At 63.6% G+C, this 17245-nt stretch carries 16 protein-coding genes; 8 read left to right on the forward strand and 8 right to left on the reverse strand.

All coding sequences use genetic code 11. The features are described from left to right. Nucleotides 1-12: 12 nt before the first annotated feature. Nucleotides 13-501 carry a manganese-binding transcriptional regulator MntR gene (gene mntR, locus KJQ96_RS02940; protein WP_375293134.1) on the reverse strand — a complete coding sequence of 163 codons (489 nt, stop codon included), beginning with the start codon at nt 499-501 and terminating at the stop codon, nt 13-15. A gap of 464 nt (nt 502-965) precedes the next feature. Between mntR and KJQ96_RS02945 the strand changes: the two genes are divergently transcribed. Then, nucleotides 966-3884: a TonB-dependent receptor domain-containing protein gene (locus KJQ96_RS02945; protein ID WP_213285215.1), complete on the forward strand. Its 2919-nt coding sequence runs from the start codon at nt 966-968 to the stop codon at nt 3882-3884. Between the two features lie 46 nt (nt 3885-3930). Here KJQ96_RS02945 and KJQ96_RS02950 read toward each other — a convergent pair whose 3' ends face one another. Genes KJQ96_RS02950 through exbB form a run of 3 tightly spaced genes read right to left on the reverse strand, consistent with a single transcriptional unit; the run spans nt 3931 to nt 5824 of the window. Further along, the gene (locus KJQ96_RS02950) at nt 3931-4686 is read right to left on the reverse strand and encodes an energy transducer TonB (RefSeq protein ID WP_213285216.1); all 756 of its coding nucleotides are present in this window, start codon (nt 4684-4686) and stop codon (nt 3931-3933) included. After that, nucleotides 4683-5108 carry a TonB system transport protein ExbD gene (gene exbD, locus KJQ96_RS02955; protein ID WP_213285217.1) on the reverse strand — a complete coding sequence of 142 codons (426 nt, stop codon included), beginning with the start codon at nt 5106-5108 and terminating at the stop codon, nt 4683-4685. Before exbD ends, KJQ96_RS02950 begins: the two co-directional genes overlap by 4 nt. A 5-nt stretch (nt 5109-5113) precedes the next feature. Then, complete coding sequence (gene exbB / locus KJQ96_RS02960) at nt 5114-5824, reverse strand: tonB-system energizer ExbB (protein ID WP_375293133.1); 711 nt, start codon at nt 5822-5824, stop codon at nt 5114-5116. A gap of 495 nt (nt 5825-6319) precedes the next feature. Between exbB and ccmI the strand changes: the two genes are divergently transcribed. The 5 genes from ccmI (at nt 6320) to KJQ96_RS02985 (ending at nt 11040) form a co-directional block, all read left to right on the forward strand. Then, nucleotides 6320-7426, forward strand: a complete 1107-nt coding sequence (gene ccmI, locus KJQ96_RS02965) for a c-type cytochrome biogenesis protein CcmI (protein ID WP_213285219.1) — start codon at nt 6320-6322, stop codon at nt 7424-7426. A 41-nt stretch (nt 7427-7467) separates the two neighbouring features. Then, nucleotides 7468-7959 carry a cytochrome c maturation protein CcmE gene (ccmE, locus tag KJQ96_RS02970; protein WP_213285220.1) on the forward strand — a complete coding sequence of 164 codons (492 nt, stop codon included), beginning with the start codon at nt 7468-7470 and terminating at the stop codon, nt 7957-7959. Further along, nucleotides 7956-9938 carry a heme lyase CcmF/NrfE family subunit gene (locus tag KJQ96_RS02975; protein WP_213285221.1) on the forward strand — a complete coding sequence of 661 codons (1983 nt, stop codon included), beginning with the start codon at nt 7956-7958 and terminating at the stop codon, nt 9936-9938. The genes ccmE and KJQ96_RS02975 overlap by 4 nt, the downstream gene beginning before the upstream one ends. Before the next feature lie 4 nt (nt 9939-9942). Continuing rightward, nucleotides 9943-10440: a cytochrome c-type biogenesis protein gene (locus KJQ96_RS02980; RefSeq protein ID WP_213285222.1), complete on the forward strand. Its 498-nt coding sequence runs from the start codon at nt 9943-9945 to the stop codon at nt 10438-10440. 75 nt (nt 10441-10515) lie between these two features. Next, nucleotides 10516-11040, forward strand: coding sequence for a DUF1993 family protein (locus tag KJQ96_RS02985; protein WP_213285223.1), 525 nt, complete (start codon nt 10516-10518; stop codon nt 11038-11040). Nucleotides 11041-11274: 234 nt separating this feature from the next. On the opposite strand, the gene KJQ96_RS02990 is transcribed toward KJQ96_RS02985, so the two are convergent. From KJQ96_RS02990 to KJQ96_RS03005, 4 genes are all read right to left on the reverse strand, one after another. Next, nucleotides 11275-11988 (reverse strand): hypothetical protein, encoded by a 714-nt coding sequence (locus tag KJQ96_RS02990; protein WP_213285224.1) that lies wholly within the window; start codon nt 11986-11988, stop codon nt 11275-11277. Between the two features lie 588 nt (nt 11989-12576). Next, entirely contained in the window at nt 12577-13092 is a 516-nt protein-coding gene (locus KJQ96_RS02995) for an MAPEG family protein (protein WP_213285225.1), read from the reverse strand. A gap of 11 nt (nt 13093-13103) precedes the next feature. Then, nucleotides 13104-13544, reverse strand: coding sequence for a hypothetical protein (locus tag KJQ96_RS03000; protein ID WP_213285226.1), 441 nt, complete (start codon nt 13542-13544; stop codon nt 13104-13106). 95 nt (nt 13545-13639) lie between these two features. Then, entirely contained in the window at nt 13640-14377 is a 738-nt protein-coding gene (locus tag KJQ96_RS03005) for a TSUP family transporter (RefSeq protein WP_213285227.1), read from the reverse strand. A gap of 113 nt (nt 14378-14490) precedes the next feature. Here KJQ96_RS03005 and KJQ96_RS03010 point away from each other — a divergent pair, with 113 nt between their 5' ends. Next, the gene (locus KJQ96_RS03010) at nt 14491-15438 is read left to right on the forward strand and encodes a LysR substrate-binding domain-containing protein (RefSeq protein ID WP_213285228.1); all 948 of its coding nucleotides are present in this window, start codon (nt 14491-14493) and stop codon (nt 15436-15438) included. Nucleotides 15439-15540: 102 nt separating this feature from the next. Further along, nucleotides 15541-17136 (forward strand): Do family serine endopeptidase, encoded by a 1596-nt coding sequence (locus KJQ96_RS03015; RefSeq protein ID WP_213285229.1) that lies wholly within the window; start codon nt 15541-15543, stop codon nt 17134-17136. The last annotated feature ends 109 nt before the right edge of the window (nt 17137-17245 follow it).

Raw genomic sequence — 17245 nt, forward strand, 5'->3', positions numbered from 1 at the left:
CGATCTATCGCGTCATGCCTTGCGGCGATCCTTGGCCTCGCGAAGAAATTCGGCGAAGGCCTTCAGCGTCACATCGGAAACATGATGTTCGATGCCCTCGGCATCAGCCTCCGCGGCTTCCTGCGGAACGCCGAGCGCCAGCAAGACGTCGACCACCAGACGGTGACGGGCGCGGACGCGCTTGGCGAGGGTCTCACCCTTTTCGGTCAGGAACACCCCGCGATAGGGGCGGGCCGTAACCAGGTCTTCGCGCTTCAACCGCGCAATGGTGTCGATCGCCGTCGGGTGCGATACGCCCAGCCTGCGCGCGATGTCGGTCGGGCGCGCCTCGCCGGTCGTGCCGAGCAGATCCGAGATCAATTCGACATAGTCTTCCAGAACCGCGGTCGATCGCGCCGATCGTGCCTTTCCGAATCGGCGCGCCTGCGTTTGTTCCGCAGGCAGCGGCGTCATCGGTTTGGCCCGATTTGTCGAGGGCTTACGCACCACTGCACCTTCCAGGCGAATCCATCCAGACGAGGCGCGACCATGGCGTGCTGCCGACCACATTGCAAGTTGGCGGCTTGTCGCCGATCTGCAACAGGCCGGAGCCTGGAATTTGCGACTCGTTCGCAGCATCTTGACAGTTAACGGTCCAGCATTAACATGTAGCCTCACCTACGTTTTGATGTCACAGCTTAGTGCTGTTGCTGAAGCGCGATCGGTTGGGGATGAATATGCGCGCGACGCGAATGGCCCTTGCGGGCACATCGGCACTGGCCGTGGTTTGGTTGAGCCACGCCGCGGCGCTCGCGCAAACCGCGGCGCCCGCGCCACCGACGCCCCACGCCGCGCCATCTGCCGAACCAGCCGCTCCGGCGCCGCCGGCAGCGGGGCAAGCCCCGGCAGAGCCGGCTCCGTCGCAGACAGCGCCGGCCCCGGCGGCCGGACCGCAAGCCACGCCGAGCGCGCCGGCGGAAATCGACATGCCGCAAGTGACCGTCGAGGGGCGTCAGCCTAAACCCGCGCGGCGGGCCGCGCGCAGCGAGCCTGGTCGGCGCTCGACGACCGTGGCGGCGCCGCTGCCGGGCCCAACGCCCGCGCCCGCGCCGACGTCACCCTTCAATCCGCCATTCGCGCCGCTGTCGACGATCGGGAGCAACCAGATCCAGACCGGCAGCAGCAACGGTGGGTTCGGCAGCCTGTTCACCAATATGCCCGGCGCGACGTCGGCAGGGCTTGCCACGGAATCGTCGCGCCCGATCTTGCGTGGCCTGTCGGACGCAAAGGTCCGTATTCAGGAGAACGGCGTCGGTGCGGTCGACGTGTCTGACATCGCGCAGGACCACGCGGTGCCGATCGACCCTCTCGCCATCCAGAAGGTCGATGTCATTCGCGGACCGGGTGCGCTCCGCTACGGCTCACAAGCCGTCGGCGGCGTCGTCGACGTCAACAACAACCGGATTCCGACCGTTGCGCCGCTCGGGGGAGTGGCTGCGGAACTGAAGTCGGGTGTGACGAGCGTCAACAATGGCTGGGAGAGCGGCCTGTTGCTGGATGCCGGCGGCCGCAACGCCGCCGTTCATGCCGACATCTACGGGCGCTCCTCCGGCGATTACAGCGTCCCGGGTTACCCGTATCTGGTCCCGCCAATCCCTGCGCCTGCCTTCAACGGCAAGCAGCCGAATTCCGCTTCGCAAAGCGCAGGCGCAGCGGTCGGTGGCTCCTGGCTTTTCGACGGCGGTTATGCCGGCATCGCCGTCTCCCGTTTCACCAGCGACTACCATGTCCCCGGCATTGCGACCGCGGAAGCCCGCCAGCACAACGATCTCGAGCAAACCAAGATCAGCTCCAAGGGCGAATATCGTCCGGACGCAAGCGCGCTTGCCGCGATCAGGTACTGGACCGGATATTCGGAGTACCGGCACGACGAGACGGTGCTCGCCACCACCGGCTTCCAGGAGATTACCGCCACCTTCAAGAACCGGCAGACCGAAGGCAAGCTCGAGTTCGAACTTGCGCCGTTTTCCACGCCGATCGGTCCTCTGACCAGCATTATCGGCGCGCAAGGCGCTTACCAGCAACTGGATACGGCAGGTCAGGCGATCCTGCTTCCGGCCCAGACCAGAACGGCGGCGGCGTATTTCCTCAATGAAGTCAGGCACACGGACACACTGCGCACGCAACTGGCGGGCCGCATCGAGGGAGTTAATGTCGCGGGAACGGCATTCACTTTCCCGCCGAATTTTCTCCCACCACCGGATGAGCCGGGCAGGGCCGCCGCCAAGCTCGACTTCATGCCGAAGAGCATCAGCTTCGGTATCATCAAGGATCTTCCATCCTCGCTGGAAGCCAGCCTGACGCTGCAACGGATCGAACGTGCGCCGCGCGCTCTCGAACTGTTCGCCCAGGGTCCCGACGGTTCGGAGAAGACGTTCAAGATCGGCAACCCCAACCTCGGTATCGAAACCGCGCATACCGCGGAAATCGGCTTGAAGCGCACGGATGGCGATTTCAGGTTCGCCGCGAATGCCTACTACACGTCGTACGACAAGTTCATTTTCTCGCGCGCCACCGGTATCTTTTGTCAGGAAACGTTTGCTTCATGCGGCGCCGGCACCGATTACATCCAGGTCAACTACGATCAGCGTGACGCGACTTTCCGCGGCGGCGAACTGGCGTGGCAGTGGGACGCCGCGCAACTTGGCAATGGCACCCTTGGCCTCGATGGCCAATATGATGTGGTGCGGGCGACCTTCACCGACGGCAGCAACGTGCCGCGCATTCCTCCGATGCGCCTTGGCGGCGGCGTCTACTGGCGCAACGACAATTGGTTCGCGCGCGTCGGCGTGTTGCACGCGTTTGCGCAGAACGACATTCCGCAATTCGACACGCCGACCGCCGGATATGATTTGGTGAAGGTACAACTTGAGCATCGGAAATTCTGGAAGGATTCGCCGTGGGGCGCGGTTGAGGTCGCGACCGGGGTAGTTTGCGACAATCTGCTCAACGCCAACATTCGCAACTCCGTTCAATTCCACAAGGACGAGATCCTGCAGCCGGGTCGTGGCTTCAAGCTTTTTCTCAACGTCAAATACGGTGTCGACCGGCCAAGCGGCCCGCCCGGCACCTGGATCGGCACGGCGAGACGGCCGGCCGGCAACGGCTACTACAAGAGCCCCGCGCTCGAAGCGGCGGCCTGGAACTGGGCGGGCATCTATGCCGGCGGCAATGTCGGATATTTGAGGGGTGAGAGCGTTACCAACGCTGCGTTCAACGACGTTGCAAGCGGTGCCTCGCTTGCCGGAGCCCGCCTGTCGTCCACGCACGACACCGCCAGTATTGGTGGACAGGCCGGCTATAACTGGATGTCGGGCCGGATGTTGGCAGGCATTGAAGGCGATTTTGAATATCGCAACCAGAGCGGAAGCAGCGTCACCGTTTGCTCCGGCAACATCTGCAACCCGGCGCTCGCTCCGCTTGACGCCGCCGTGACGGCGAGCCTCGACTATCGCTTGGGGTGGGCAGCCTCGGTTCGCGGGCGCGTCGGAACGCTTGTGACGCCGGACCTGCTTGCCTACGCCACCGTGGGCGTTCCGTTCGGCAAGATAACGACGTCAACGGCGGTTGCAGGTTTCGACAATGCGGGTGTCGCAACCACGGCATCTCTGGATCGGCACTTGTATCGGTTCGGCTGGGCTGTCGGCGCCGGTTTCGAGAAGCAGCTTACAGGCAACTGGACCGCAAAGCTCGAATATCTCCATATGGATTTCGGCTCGGTGCGTTCGACGCCGCCTGTGGCGCTCAACACGGCGGTTGCGTTTGACGCCAACACGCGGGTGACCAGTGATGGTGTGAGGATCGGGGCGAACTACAAGTTCGGCGGCGCGATCGTCGCGGATTAGCCGCTGAAGCCCGCGATCAGACGACCAGGTGCTGCGGTCGCCGCCTCTATTTGACAGTGAAGCGGATCGGCTGCCTCACGACAACGAATTCGCCGGGAAACATTGCGGGCGGCGCAGGGAAGGGCTGCGCGCGCTTAAGAAGCGCGAGCGCTTCCTCATCAAGGGCGCCGGATCCCGAACTTTGAGTTACGCGCGCGCTGACAACCATTCCCTTGCGATCAAGCGTAAACGACACCTGCGTCGTCCCTTGCTCGCGCCGCGACCGCGCGGTTTCCGGATATCGCTTGTTCTTCTCAACCAAAGCGAGGACCTGGGTTCGCCATGTTACGACGGCCTCCGAATTTTTGTCATTCGGCACACCCTGGGTCGGCGCAACGGCGACCGGTGCGATCCGATCGTTAATCGCGGGCGGTGCCGATGTCGTGGTGGCCGCCGCCTGCTGCTGCGGCGTCACGTCAGGCTGCGGCTTGCTCTGCAAAGCCACAGCCGCGTCCGGATTGGGAGAGGGCGGCAAGTCGGGCGTTTCATCGGGCGGCGTCTCCTCGGGCTTCGCCACCGGCTGCGCCTCCGACGTCACCTGCTCCGGACCGGGCGCAATGTCGGTCGGCGTCGTCGTTGGTGCTGCGGCCAACGGTGCCAGATCGACCACGATCGCGCCCGAAGGTTCGGCAGCCACCGTGTCATCCACATCGCGCCAGGTGGCGAGCGTGGCAGTCAATCCGGCGTAGACGCATAGCACCGTGAGACTGCTGAACATCCATCGTTGAAGGTCGGAACGGTCTTCGGCGGCAAGCTGCATCATGGCGATGAGGCTTGCTCCATTCCAACCAGGGCGACCTTGAGGTAGCCGGCGGCCCGCAGCATGTTCATGACCTGCATCACCTCGCCATAGGGGACGAGCTTGTCGGCGCGCAGGAAAATGCGGGTATCCTTCTGGCCGCTGGTGCTCGCATCGAGCGCGCCGGGCAGTGCGCTACGCCCCACGGTTTCGTTCCCGACGGAAAGCGACAGGTCCGGCTTCACCGTCAGATAGACCGGCTTGTCCGGCCGCGGCTGCGGCTGCGCGTTCGACGCCGGAAGATCGACGGCGACATCGACGGTCGCAAGCGGGGCTGCAACCATGAAGATGATGAGCAGAACGAGGATGACGTCGATGAACGGCGTCACGTTGATCTCATGGACTTCGGCGAGATCGCCGTTGCCTTGGTTCAGACTGGCGGCCATGGCTGCTACTCCGCCGCTGCGAGGTGCCGCCGCACCAGCATGGTGCCGCTATCGAGGTCGCGGCCGACCAGTCGCGTAATCTCTGCGGATCCATCCCCGAGCAGCGCCCGGTAGGAGGCGATCTGGCGTGCAAAGAGATTGTAGATCATGACGGCGGGAATCGCCGCCACCAGCCCGAGCGCCGTCGCCAGCAGCGCCTCGGCGATTCCGGGCGCGACCACGGCGAGGTTGGTGGTTTGCGACTTCGATATTCCGATAAAGCTGTTCATGATTCCCCAGACCGTGCCGAACAGTCCGACGAAGGGGCCGGTCGATCCGATGGTCGCAAGCACACCGGTGCCTAGTCCGATGCGCCTGCTTGCCGCCGCCTCGATCTGCTGCAGCCGGGAGGCGATCCTTGCCTTGATCCCCTCCTTGTCCATTCGATCGGTGCTCAATCTCAATTCTGCCAGGGCACCGTCGAGCAACTGGGCAACTGCGCCCTCGGGGACCTGCCGCACGGCGTCTTCCACGTTTCGGACGTTGGCGAGCTCGCGTAAGGCATGTCGGGCATTCCGTCGCGCCTTGCTCAGCTCGATCGTCTTTGCGAGCCACACCGTCCAGGTGACCGCGGTGGCAAATACCAGACCGATCATCACCGCTTTGACGACGACGTCGGCTTGCATGAACATGCCCCAGGGGCTGAGGTCGCGGGGCAGCGCTGCAGCCGCGATCACTGTCGTTTCCGTTGCGTCCTGGGCGGCGGCCGGGAATGGCAGCAACAGCAGCGGAAGTGACACAAGCGGAAGTGACAAAAGCGGAACGCTGCGGCGGAGTTTCAGGCCAACTGGAGTTTTGACAGGGGTGGACGGAACAGCGCCACGTCGAAATGCCTTCCAAAATCGCATCGATCTGCCTCTGCACGCGATTAATGTCTCAGCCTCATTGTGTAGCATCGCCTACGTCTTGGTGCAAACGCTATAGGCCAACGCACCAGGCTCGATGGTGCATGCAGGGTCCGCTGCAATTTAGGGTTAATGGATTTGCAAGCCGCGATCCGGCGGAGAAGCCTGGCCTAACTGCGCTGAGGAACTCCGGATCGCCGGCGACGGTTGGCCGCCCTTCCGGTTTTTCTGCCGCAATTGTCAATTGCCGGGCTTGCCGTCGGTGGTGTAAAGCGGCGCATCGGCGCTGGCTTGGGAAGGCGCCGTTCCGCCCCCGGGAACTACTTGATGACGCTGTGGTTTGTGTTCGCGCTGATGACGGTCGCGGCAATTTTTGCCGTGCTTTGGCCGTTGAGCCGCGGCTCCTCTGCGCAGGCCGGCGGCAGCGAGGCGGTCGTCTACAAGGATCAGCTCGCCGAGATCGACCGCGATGTCGCAGCCGGGCTGATCGGCTCGTCCGAAGCCGAGGCGGCGCGGGTCGAAATCGGCCGCCGCCTGCTCGCAGCCGCGGACGGCGAGCGCACCCTGCCGGCGCGCGCCAACCTTGGCCTGCGCCGCGCCTCGGCCATCGTCGCGTTGGTGGGGTTGCCGATCGCGGCAGTGACGTTCTACCTCGCGCTTGGATCGCCGCGTCTCGGTGACTTCCCGCTCGCCTCGCGCACCCGTATGGCGGACGTCAGCCAGCCGCTCGAAAACATGGTGGCGCAGGTCGAAGCGCATCTCGAGAAAAATCCGACCGACGGTCGCGGCTGGACCGTGCTGGCGCCGGTGCTGGCGCGGCTCGGTCGCTTCGATGACGCGGTCCGGGCCTACCGCAACGTGATTCAACATGCTGGCGATAGCGCCGAGCGCCGCTCCGATCTCGGTGAGGCGCTGGTCACCAGTGCGGGCGGCGTCGTCACGGCGGAGGCTAAGGCCGAATTCGAGCGTGCGGTGGCGCAAAACGCCGACGATCCCAGGGCCAGCTATTTCCTCGGGCTCGCTGCCGAGCAGGACGGCCGGAAGGCCGACGCTGCGGCGATCTGGCGGGCGATGCTGTCAAAGGCGCCGGCGGATGCGCCGTGGCGGCCGCTGATCGAGACGGCGCTGGCCCGGGTCGGTGGCGCCCCCGTCGCGCCGGCGCTCTCCGATGATGCAATGGCCGCCGCCAGGGACATGAACGAGGCCGACCGCGGGACGATGGTCCGCGGCATGGTCGATCGGCTGGCGGCGCGGCTGAAGCAGGACGGCAGCGATGTCGAGGGTTGGTTGCGGCTGGTGCGGGCCTATATAGTGATGGGCGAACGCGACAAGGCGACGAACGCGCGCATCGAAGCGCGCCAGGCGGTCGCGGGCGATGCCGAACGTTTGCGCAAGCTCAATGAGGGCCTGAAAAATCTCGGGCTTGATGGGTAGAGCCGGATGGCGGGACCCAAAGACGAAGGCAGGGGATATTGATGACGCGCAAGCAGCGGCGTTTGACCATGATCTGCGGTTCGCTTGCGGTGCTTGCGGTCGCGGCGGCGCTGGTGCTGAACGCGATGCGCGATTCCATCGTGTTCTTTTCCACGCCGACTATGGCGGCGGAAAAGCAGATCCCGCCCGGCAAGCGGTTCCGCCTCGGCGGCCTGGTGCAGCCGGGCTCGCTGGTGCGCGGCGACAACCTTGCCGTGAACTTCAGCATCGCCGACGGCAGCGCCACGCTGCCCGTCGCCTATAAGGGAATGTTGCCGGACCTGTTCCGCGAAGGGCAGGGCGTCGTCGCCGAGGGCGCGCTCGATGCGTCAGGCGTGTTCAAGGCCGATACCGTGCTGGCCAAGCATGACGAGACCTATATGCCCAGGGACGTCGCCGACGCCCTGAAGAAGCAGGGGCACTGGAAGGACGACTATGGCGCAAAGCCCGGCGCCACGGCCGCATCTGCGCCGGTGCAGGGGACCGCGAAGTGATCGCGGAAGCCGGGCATTACGCGCTGGTGCTGGCGCTTGCACTTGCGCTGATCCAGTCCACGGTGCCGATGCTGGGCGCGCGCTGGGGCGATCCTGCACTGATGAATGTCGCGCGCTCCACGGCGCTGGCGCAATTGCTGTTCGTGGCGGCCTCGTTCACGGCCCTGGTGATGCTGCACGTCGCCTCGGATTTCTCCGTCGTTAACGTCTTCGAGAATTCGCACTCGATGAAGCCGTTGCTCTACAAGATCACCGGCGTGTGGGGCAATCACGAAGGATCGATGCTGCTATGGGTGGCGATCCTGGCGCTGTTCGGCGGCCTGGTTGCCGCTTTCGGCAACAATTTGCCGCTGTCGCTGCGCGCCCATGTGCTGGCCGTGCAGGGCTGGATCGCGGCTGCGTTCTATCTGTTCATCCTGCTCACGTCGAACCCGTTCCTGCGCATCGCGAGCCCGCCGATCGAGGGCCGCGACCTCAATCCGGTGCTGCAGGACATTGGGCTGGCCGTGCATCCGCCGATGCTTTATCTCGGCTATGTCGGCTTTTCGATCTCGTTCTCGTTCGCGATCGCCGCCTTGATCGAAGGCCGGATCGACGCGGCCTGGGCGCGCTGGGTGCGGCCGTGGACGCTCGTGGCGTGGATATTCCTCACGCTCGGCATCGCCATGGGTTCTTACTGGGCCTATTACGAACTCGGCTGGGGGGGCTGGTGGTTCTGGGATCCGGTCGAGAACGCTTCGCTGATGCCCTGGCTCGCGGGCACCGCGCTGTTGCATTCCGCCGTCGTGATGGAAAAGCGCAACGCGCTGAAGGTCTGGACGATCCTGCTGTCGATCCTGGCATTTTCGCTGTCGCTGCTTGGCACCTTTCTGGTGCGCTCGGGCGTGCTGACCTCGGTGCACGCGTTCGCGACCGATCCCTCGCGCGGCGTATTCATCCTGCTGATCCTGTGCCTGTTCATCGGCGGCAGTCTTACGCTGTACGCCTGGCGCGCCCCGGCACTGAAGCAGGGCGGGCTGTTCGCGCCGGTCTCGCGCGAGGGCGCGCTGGTGCTCAACAATCTCTTTCTCACCTCCGCCTGCGCCACCGTGTTCATCGGAACGCTGTATCCGCTGGCGCTGGAAGTGCTGACCGGCGACAAGATTTCGGTCGGCGCACCGTTTTTCAACCTGACCTTTGGGCCGCTGTTCGTGCCGCTCCTGGTCGCCATGCCGTTTGCGCCGCTGCTGGCCTGGAAGCGTGGCGATCTCCTCGGCGCGGCGCAGCGGCTGACCGCGGCCGGCATCGCGGCGCTGGTCGCGATTGCGGTGCTGTTTGCATGGACCCATGGCGGAGCCACGCTCGCCCCGCTGGCGATCGGGCTTGCTATATTCGTGATTGGCGGCGCCTTGAGTGATCTCGCCGAACGCACGGCGCTGTTCCGCGTTCCCTTCGCCACCGCGATGGCCCGTGCGCGCGGGCTACCGCGCGCGACCTGGGGCACGGCGTTCGCGCATGCCGGCATTGGCGTCGCGCTGATCGGCATCGTCTGCGAGACCACCTGGAATAGCGAATATATCGGCACGATGAAGCCGCGCGATATCGCAAGCGTCGCCGGCTATCAGTTGAAGCTCGACGACATCACGCAACGGCAGGGACCGAACTTCCGTGAGATGATCGCGCAGTTTACGGTCAGCCACGACGGCGAAACGCTCGAGGTGATGACGCCATCGAAGCGCAACTTCACCACGCGGGACTCGTCGACGACCGAGGCCGCGCTGCTGACCCGCGGCGCCAGCCAGCTCTACGTTTCGCTCGGCGACACCAATGCGGAAGGTGCCATCGCCGTGCGCATCTATCACAAGCCGCTGGTGCTTCTGATCTGGTGGGGCCCTGTCCTGATGGCGTTCGGCGGCCTGCTGTCGCTCTCGGATCGCCGCCTGCGGGTCGGCGCGCCCAAACCGGCCAAGGCCGCCCGCGCGCTGCAGCCGGCGGAGTAGTGCCTTGAAGCGCCTCATTGCAGCATGTGTGCTGGTTGTCGCCGCGACGCTCTGCGGGCCGGCTCACGCCGTCCAGCCCGACGAGATCATGGCCGATCCGGCAAAGGAGGCGCGAGCCCGCGACCTCTCGCGCGAGCTGCGCTGCATGGTGTGCCAGAACCAGTCGATCGACGATTCCGACGCCCCGCTGGCGCGCGACCTGCGCCTGTTGGTGCGCGAGCGGATCGCCTCCGGCGACAGCGACAGCCAGGTGATCGACTTTCTGGTCGCGCGCTATGGCGAGTTCGTGCTGCTGAAGCCGCGCTTCACGCCCCATACGCTGCTGCTCTGGCTGCTGCCGCCGCTCGCGTTGGCCGGAGGCGGGCTGGCGCTCTGGTTCTACAGTCGCCGCCGTTCGAATACCGGCAGCGTGACCGATCCTTCGCTGTTGCATCTGACGGAGGAGGAACAGACGAGGCTGGAGCGCTTGCTCGCACCCGATGCGCCGGACAAGAAGCCTTAAACCCGCCATTGCAAGCGGGCAGGGTTGCTATGACATTCCCCCTGTCAAAATAAACATAACTAGGGGAGACGGGACATGGCCTTTTCACTCTACGACGCCAGCGTAGCGAACTATCTGCAGACCCTTGGCGCGGTCGGCGGCTTCCTCGAGCGCGGTCTTACGCATTTTCGCGACAACAACATCGATCCGGAGACCATGGTCGAAGCGCGTCTGGCGCCGGACATGCTACCGCTACGTTTCCAGATCATCTCCGTCGCCCAGCATTCGCGCGGCGCTATCGAGGGCGTGCAAAGCGGAGAGTTTCGTCCGCCCGCGTCCGACACGCCGTACGATTATGCGGGATTGCAGGGATTGGTCGCGCAAACCCGCGAGGCTCTGGAGGGCTGGACTCCGGAGGCAGTCAATGCGCTCGGCGGCCGCGACGTCGTCTTTCACGTCGGTGATCACAAGCTGCCCTTCACCGCGGAGGGCTTCCTGATGTCGTTCTCGCTGCCCAATTTCTATTTCCACGCCACCACCGCCTACGACATCCTGCGCACCAACGGCGTGCCGCTCGGCAAGCGCGATTTCATGGGCCGGCTGAAGATGAAGAAGAGCTGAGGCGGGTCTTCGGGCGAGGGGTGCGATTGTTGCGCGTCCCCGCAACGATGCGCTCGACACCAACTTCCAGAATTACGTCGACGTGGTCGGCTTCTTCGATCCGGCCAATACGGATACGTTAGAATTCGTATTCGACATCAACGGCAACGGCATCCAGATCAGCTAAAGCTGTAGGAAACAAAGAAAACGGCGCAGGAGGAGCTCCTGCGCCGTTCGTTTTTCAGATTGTCGCTGCTACTGACCTATCAGCGCGTCGCGCTGCGCGATGAGGCTCGCACGAGCGTCGCTGTTGTCCCGGATGTCGTTCGCGATGAAATCCATCATGCCACGTCTAGTCGCCAAAGACTTCTGCTGATCTTCGACTGATGTTGCGATGCCTTCCTTCCGAGTCGTCACTGTGCCGTCGCCCCGGAAATTGTACTGGATACCGTCTTTCACGAACCCATAGGTAAAGTTTGGGCCAAGAGGAGGCAGTGTCCGGCCGGCGTCCTTTAACATCTGCAATGCCTTCGCGGTATCCGCAGCGTTGAGCGTTATTTCGGGAGATATCGGAGAGTTCAGCATCTTGTCGTAGCCTTCTTGAAGCGCTCTGAGCGCAGCTTTGTTCGTGGCCTGCCTTGCGTCCTGCAAGTCGAGCAAAGTGAATTGACTGTTGATTTTGGCCAATTCGCCCCGGCGATGCACGGCCTGTATGCCTGCAGCGAAACGATCCTCGCCTGCTTGCAACAAGGCGTTCACGGCTTGCTGTGCGGCGTCCGGGCCTTGCTTGGCGGCAGCCAGCAGACGATCCAGGGCGTCCCGCGACAACGACACCTGCGTGGCCGGGCCACGGTCGCTGTCGTTCGGCGTCGTGTTCGATGCGGGCTGTTTGGCGTTGTCGTCCCCGTCGAGAGCCGTATAGGCGAGGGGATTCAATGTGGCGGCTTGGCTGGAAACGGCGCTGACCATGGTTTTCTTCCTGATCTTGTCGTTGACGGCGATGATTGAAGTTCGCCTTCGGCGACCCGCAACCTCGCTCTTACTGTTCGTGCAGAGGTTGTGGCACGAAAATGGCTAACGAAAGCCTTATCTAACGAAAGCCTTATGATGGCTTCGGTCGACGGCTGTCGAATTCGACATGTTGACAACAAGTTAATATCGTCAATCGCAACTGCGAGCCGATTGTTCGGGCTCACTTGTTGCTTTCCGGTAGCCAGCTCCTCAGCCCTGCGCGCAAATGAAATAAAAATGAAATGATCTCGCGGACGTCGATCCGTGCGCGAAAGTTTTCAAAACTCAAGTGCCTGCGGCGTTGCGAATGCTCGAAAGATGATTTTGATCTTGCGCAACATAAGGTTGCATGAAATGCTCTCACAACTTCACTGCAATCGAAGCGCAGCCTAAGTTGGTTGGTCTTCTAGAAGTATCGATAAGCGATACCGCGGGGTAGTTATGGATTGCCGTGCGAGCAGCGCCAGCGGCGCGCGGGGTTTCATCGGCAGGCGAGGATGACAAGGGCGGCGCCCGCTGGCTGCGGAAAATTCGGTTTGACGCAATTCACCCACGCAGGATGTTCCAGCCCGCCCAGGCGAGGATGCCGATGTTCAGATACATCGTGGCCGCCATGCCGAACGCCCGATACAGCGGGTGGATCCGGTAGCCGATCCAGAATGCGAACCGGGCGACGATGAACACTATGGTCGCCGCAGCGATGACTTTCATCTGGCTGGCCGGCAGACCGACGCTCAGAGCCAATGTGCCGATGACGAACAGCACATATTGCTGCAGCGTGTTGTCGAGCACACGTCCGTTGATCAGTGTTGCCTGATCCTCCTTGTGCAGCGTCGGATCGATCGCTTCGCTGAGGAAGCGGTTGTTGGCGACGGTGATGGTGCCGACCATCAGCGGGGCCGCGGCAAGGGCGTTTGCCTTCAGGGTATAGGCAAGTCGACCGGCGGCATCGGTCAAGGCCGAGGTATCCGCCCAGATCTGCGAGATGCCGGCTATTGCGGCCACCATGCTCAACACGCCGCTGGCGGCGCCGATTGCAACGGTTTTCTGTTCATGGGTCATGGGGGTCTCCACTATCGGTAGCCGGACGAAATCGGACCGGCGTGAACCGCAGCGCTGTCCGGCACCCGGGCCGAGATCGCGGCAGACACCTGCAGCACGACGAACAGGCCATGCAGCGCCGTGGTGACGTAACCGACCAGCAGCATGTCGGACACAGTGAAGAGCTGCCAGAATATCAGATTGGCGGTCCCCAGCAGAACATGAATGGCTGCAGCCGCGAGGTGCCAGCCGCGCGCTGGCTGAGCGCGCCACATCAGGATGCCCAGGATAAAGGCCAGGCCGTGCGCCTCGATAAAGCCAAGTCCGGCATGGGGCGCCTCGGCCACAACACGCGCGACCGGCCCAAGGCCGAAGAAGATTCCGCCCACGTCGCTCGCAAAGCCGCCTGCGGACGCTGCGAGGAGAAACGTTGCATTGGCGCTCAGGATGATGTGTCGGATGGCGATAGTCATTGGAGACCTCCATTGTGACGGCGTGTATGAAGATGAAGACCTGAGGTGAATCGGCAGGGAGGACACCGGTTTTCTGTCAATCTGCACAGCGCGGGTCACAGCAGCACCACGCCTTGAATCAGATAGACGGTGGACACCGCGCCGATCACGTAGCGCGACCAGGTCCGGAATCGTGTCTCGCTGATCGCCTCGATCACGAACCGGGAAAGGTATCCTCCGGTGATCGCAAGCGGGATCGCCGCGATGACGGCGATCGGCGACGGGGTCTCGCCGCCGGCGAGCAGGTGGCCGAAATAGGCGGCCTTCAGGAAGTGCCCGATCACTTGCACGGCGGCCTTGGTGGCGATCAGTTGCCGGCTGTTGAGCTGCGAGCGCACGAAGAACACGTCGAGGATGGGGCCGCTAACACCGGCCAAGAGCTGCAGCACGGTGCATAGGATGCCGCAGAGATTGCCGTGGCTGGGCTTTCCAATGTCGGGCGCGAGCCGGCCGGGAAGCAGAAGTCCCAGGAAGGGACTTACGCCAACAATAATTAGGGCTATTGCCTTGCTCACCTCAAGTGCCATGGCGCTGACCGCGGCTGCTGCGACGATGGCGCCGGCGGCATAATGGGCAACGATCCGCCAATCGATATGCGCGCGCCATTGGCAGGCCCGCCAGCCATTCGAGGCAACCTGCACCAGGCCGTGCAAAATCATGGCCGGCGCAAGAGGCATGAAAATCAGCAAAATTCCCATCAATATCATACCACCGGCCATCCCGAAGATGCCGGAGATGAAGGAGGTCGATACGATGGCGGCGGCGAAACCCGCCGCGAGCGGAAGGCTAAGCATGGGCGTCGTCCGGTTGGATCCGATGCCGTTCAATGCGCGTTTGACAGGAGCTTCGCAAACGCGTTTAGTTCAGCCATAGGCTAAGGAAAAGTTAGTCTAAGGATTGGCTCCCCATGCGCCGTCTGCCTTCGCTGAATGGTTTGCGTGCCTTCGAGGCCGCGGCGCGCCATGGAAGCTTCGTGGGTGCGAGTCAGGAACTGAATGTCACGCAAGCGGCGGTGAGCCGCATGGTGCGGTTGCTCGAGGCCCGGCTCGGTCTCGAGCTGTTCGAGCGGCTTCCCAACGGCCTTGCGCTCACCGCGCAAGCAAAGGCGCTGCAGCCGAGCCTCACTGCGGCGTTCGATTCGATCGCTGCCAGCGTCGAGCAGGTTGCAGCGATGCGGACCACGCCGGTCTTGACGATCGGCGTCGGACCTTCCTTCGCGGTGCGCTGGATGATTCCGCGCCTTGCGAGCTTTTACGGCGCGCATCCCGACATCGAGGTGCGGCTCGCGACCGGTGGCGCGATCAATCCCTTCAAGGACGACTGGACCTGCGGAATCCTGCTTGGCAATGGCGATTGGCCCGGACTAGCGGCCGAGCCGTTGTTTTCGGCTGACCTCTTTCCCGTATGCACCGCCGCGATGGCACGGCGGCTTGGCAAGCCGTCGGATCTGGCCAACGAGAACTTGCTGCAGGTCGTGCATTCGCCGGAAGACTGGCCGTTATGGCTGGCCGCAGCGGGTGTCAAACTGCGCCGCAAAGCGCTCGGCCCAAGCTTTGCCAATTACGCAATGGCCTTGCAGGCTGCGCTCGATGGCGTCGGGGTTGCCATCGGCTTGCGACCGTATGTGGAAGACGACCTCGCGATGAAGCGCCTAGTTGCGCCATTTGCGATTTCTGTTCCCAAGGGACGGGCCTGGTACCTGGTGTATCGTCCGTTCCGCGAAACCGATCCGGGTCTCATCGCCTTTCGCGACTGGTTGCGAAGAAGCTTCGAGGCGTCGTCTCAACCGGCTGATTTACCTGCGCTATTCCGCCGCATCCATAAGCGGCCGCATTACAAAAGTTTAATTCCCTAGCCAGCGCGCGGTAAGGCGGCAGGCCCCATCTTCCGATGTGACAGGTGCCAACCCCCGCACCGTAGAAGAATGAAGAATTCACGCTCTGGAGATTTTACAGACATGACCGAACGTCCCGTCGATCTTTCCTCGCTACCGTCGTCCGGCGCAGCCCGCCGTTCGCTGTTCTCCGCCCGCAAATTCGCGCTGATGGCCTCCGTTGTCGCCGGCCTTGGCGCCGCCGTGTATGGCTTCTCGCCGCAACAGGGCCCGGCTGATATCTTTGCCGGCGCGGCGCACGCGCAGGTCAACACCGAGGTCCGCAAGGTCGAGCGGCCGATCGGTTTCGCCGACATTGTCGAGCGCGTGAAACCGTCGGTGATTTCGGTGAAGATCAACATCGCCGACAAGAGTTCCAAGGACGACAGCGCCAACAAGGACGATGATTCGCCGTTCCCGCCGGGCTCGCCGATGGAGCGTTTCTTCCGTCGCTTCGGTGGTCCGGATGGCTTGCCCCCAGGCCTGCGTGGCGGACCGCGTGGCCCCCGTGGCCCGGTAACGGGTCAGGGCTCCGGCTTCTTCATCTCGCCTGACGGCTATGCCGTGACAAACAACCACGTGGTTGACGGCGCCGACAAGGTCGAAATCACGATGGAAGACGGCAAGACCTACACCGCGAAGGTGATCGGCACCGATCAGCGCACCGACCTCGCCCTCATCAAGGTCGAGGGCCGCACCGATTTCCCGTTCGCCAAGCTGTCCGATAGCAAGCCGCGGATCGGCGACTGGGTGCTGGCGGTCGGCAACCCGTTCGGCCTCGGCGGCACTGTGACCGCCGGCATCGTCTCGGCCTCCGGCCGCGATATCGGCAACGGCCCCTATGACGACTTCATCCAGATCGATGCGCCCGTGAACAAGGGTAACTCCGGCGGTCCGGCGTTCGACACCAATGGCGAGGTGATGGGCGTCAACACCGCGATCTATTCGCCGTCCGGCGGCAGCGTCGGTATCGCGTTCTCGATCCCTGCCTCGACGGTGAAGTCCGTAGTCGCCCAGCTCAAGGACAAGGGCACCGTGAGCCGCGGATGGATCGGCGTCCAGATCCAGCCGGTGACCTCCGACATCGCCGACAGTCTCGGCATGAAGAAGGCCGAAGGCGCGCTGGTGGCGGAACCGCAGGCCAACAGTCCCGCGTCCAAGGCCGGCATCCAGTCCGGTGACGTCATCACCGCCGTCAATGGCGAGCCGGTCAAGGATGCGAGGGAACTCGCCCGCACCATCGGCGGTCTCGCACCCGGCACCGCGGTCAAGCTCAACGTGCTGCAAAAGGGCCAGGAAAAGGTTGTCAACCTCACGCTCGGCCAGTTGCCGAACACGGTCGAGGCCAAGGCCAATACCGATCGTGAAGACAAGGGCAGCGGGACTAAGGGAACCGACGTGCCGAAGCTCGGCCTGACGGTGGCCCCCGCCAACAGCGTGGCCGGCGCCGGCCGGGAAGGCGTCGTCGTCACCGAGGTGGACCCGAAGAGCGCGGCGGCCGAACGCGGCTTCAAGGAAGGCGACGTCATTCTTGAGGTCGCCGGCAAGACCGTCGGCAGCCCGAGCGAAGTCCGTGAGGCAATCGACGCTGCGCGGACCGAGAACAAGAACAGCGTTCTCATGCGCGTGAAGAGCGGCGGTTCGTCGCGCTTCGTCGCGGTGCCGCTGGCGAAGGGCTAAACGAGGACTAGATACCAGATGGAGGGTTACGCCGGCATTCGTCGCCCCCGCCGACGTCTCCTTCCGGGGAGCGGGTCCAAAACTCGCTCCCTCTGGCAACCTTCCTTCG

Origin of the sequence: Bradyrhizobium sp. sGM-13 (assembly GCF_018398875.1) — a bacterium.
In the GTDB taxonomy this organism is placed as follows: Bacteria; Pseudomonadota; Alphaproteobacteria; order Rhizobiales; family Xanthobacteraceae; genus Bradyrhizobium.

Bases quoted from the DNA above. Each gene is read 5' to 3' on its own strand.
- KJQ96_RS02945 (WP_213285215.1), top strand. From the start codon at position 966: ATGCCGCAAGTGACCGTCGAGGGGCGTCAGCCTAAACCCGCGCGGCGG.
- KJQ96_RS02950 (WP_213285216.1), bottom strand. From the start codon at position 4,686: ATGATGCAGCTTGCCGCCGAAGACCGTTCCGACCTTCAACGATGGATG.
- exbD (WP_213285217.1), bottom strand. From the start codon at position 5,108: ATGGCCGCCAGTCTGAACCAAGGCAACGGCGATCTCGCCGAAGTCCAT.
- ccmI (WP_213285219.1), top strand. From the start codon at position 6,320: ATGACGCTGTGGTTTGTGTTCGCGCTGATGACGGTCGCGGCAATTTTT.
- ccmE (WP_213285220.1), top strand. From the start codon at position 7,468: ATGACGCGCAAGCAGCGGCGTTTGACCATGATCTGCGGTTCGCTTGCG.
- KJQ96_RS02985 (WP_213285223.1), top strand. From the start codon at position 10,516: ATGGCCTTTTCACTCTACGACGCCAGCGTAGCGAACTATCTGCAGACC.
- KJQ96_RS02990 (WP_213285224.1), bottom strand. From the start codon at position 11,988: ATGGTCAGCGCCGTTTCCAGCCAAGCCGCCACATTGAATCCCCTCGCC.
- KJQ96_RS02995 (WP_213285225.1), bottom strand. From the start codon at position 13,092: ATGACCCATGAACAGAAAACCGTTGCAATCGGCGCCGCCAGCGGCGTG.
- KJQ96_RS03000 (WP_213285226.1), bottom strand. From the start codon at position 13,544: ATGACTATCGCCATCCGACACATCATCCTGAGCGCCAATGCAACGTTT.
- KJQ96_RS03005 (WP_213285227.1), bottom strand. From the start codon at position 14,377: ATGCTTAGCCTTCCGCTCGCGGCGGGTTTCGCCGCCGCCATCGTATCG.
- KJQ96_RS03010 (WP_213285228.1), top strand. From the start codon at position 14,491: ATGCGCCGTCTGCCTTCGCTGAATGGTTTGCGTGCCTTCGAGGCCGCG.
- KJQ96_RS03015 (WP_213285229.1), top strand. From the start codon at position 15,541: ATGACCGAACGTCCCGTCGATCTTTCCTCGCTACCGTCGTCCGGCGCA.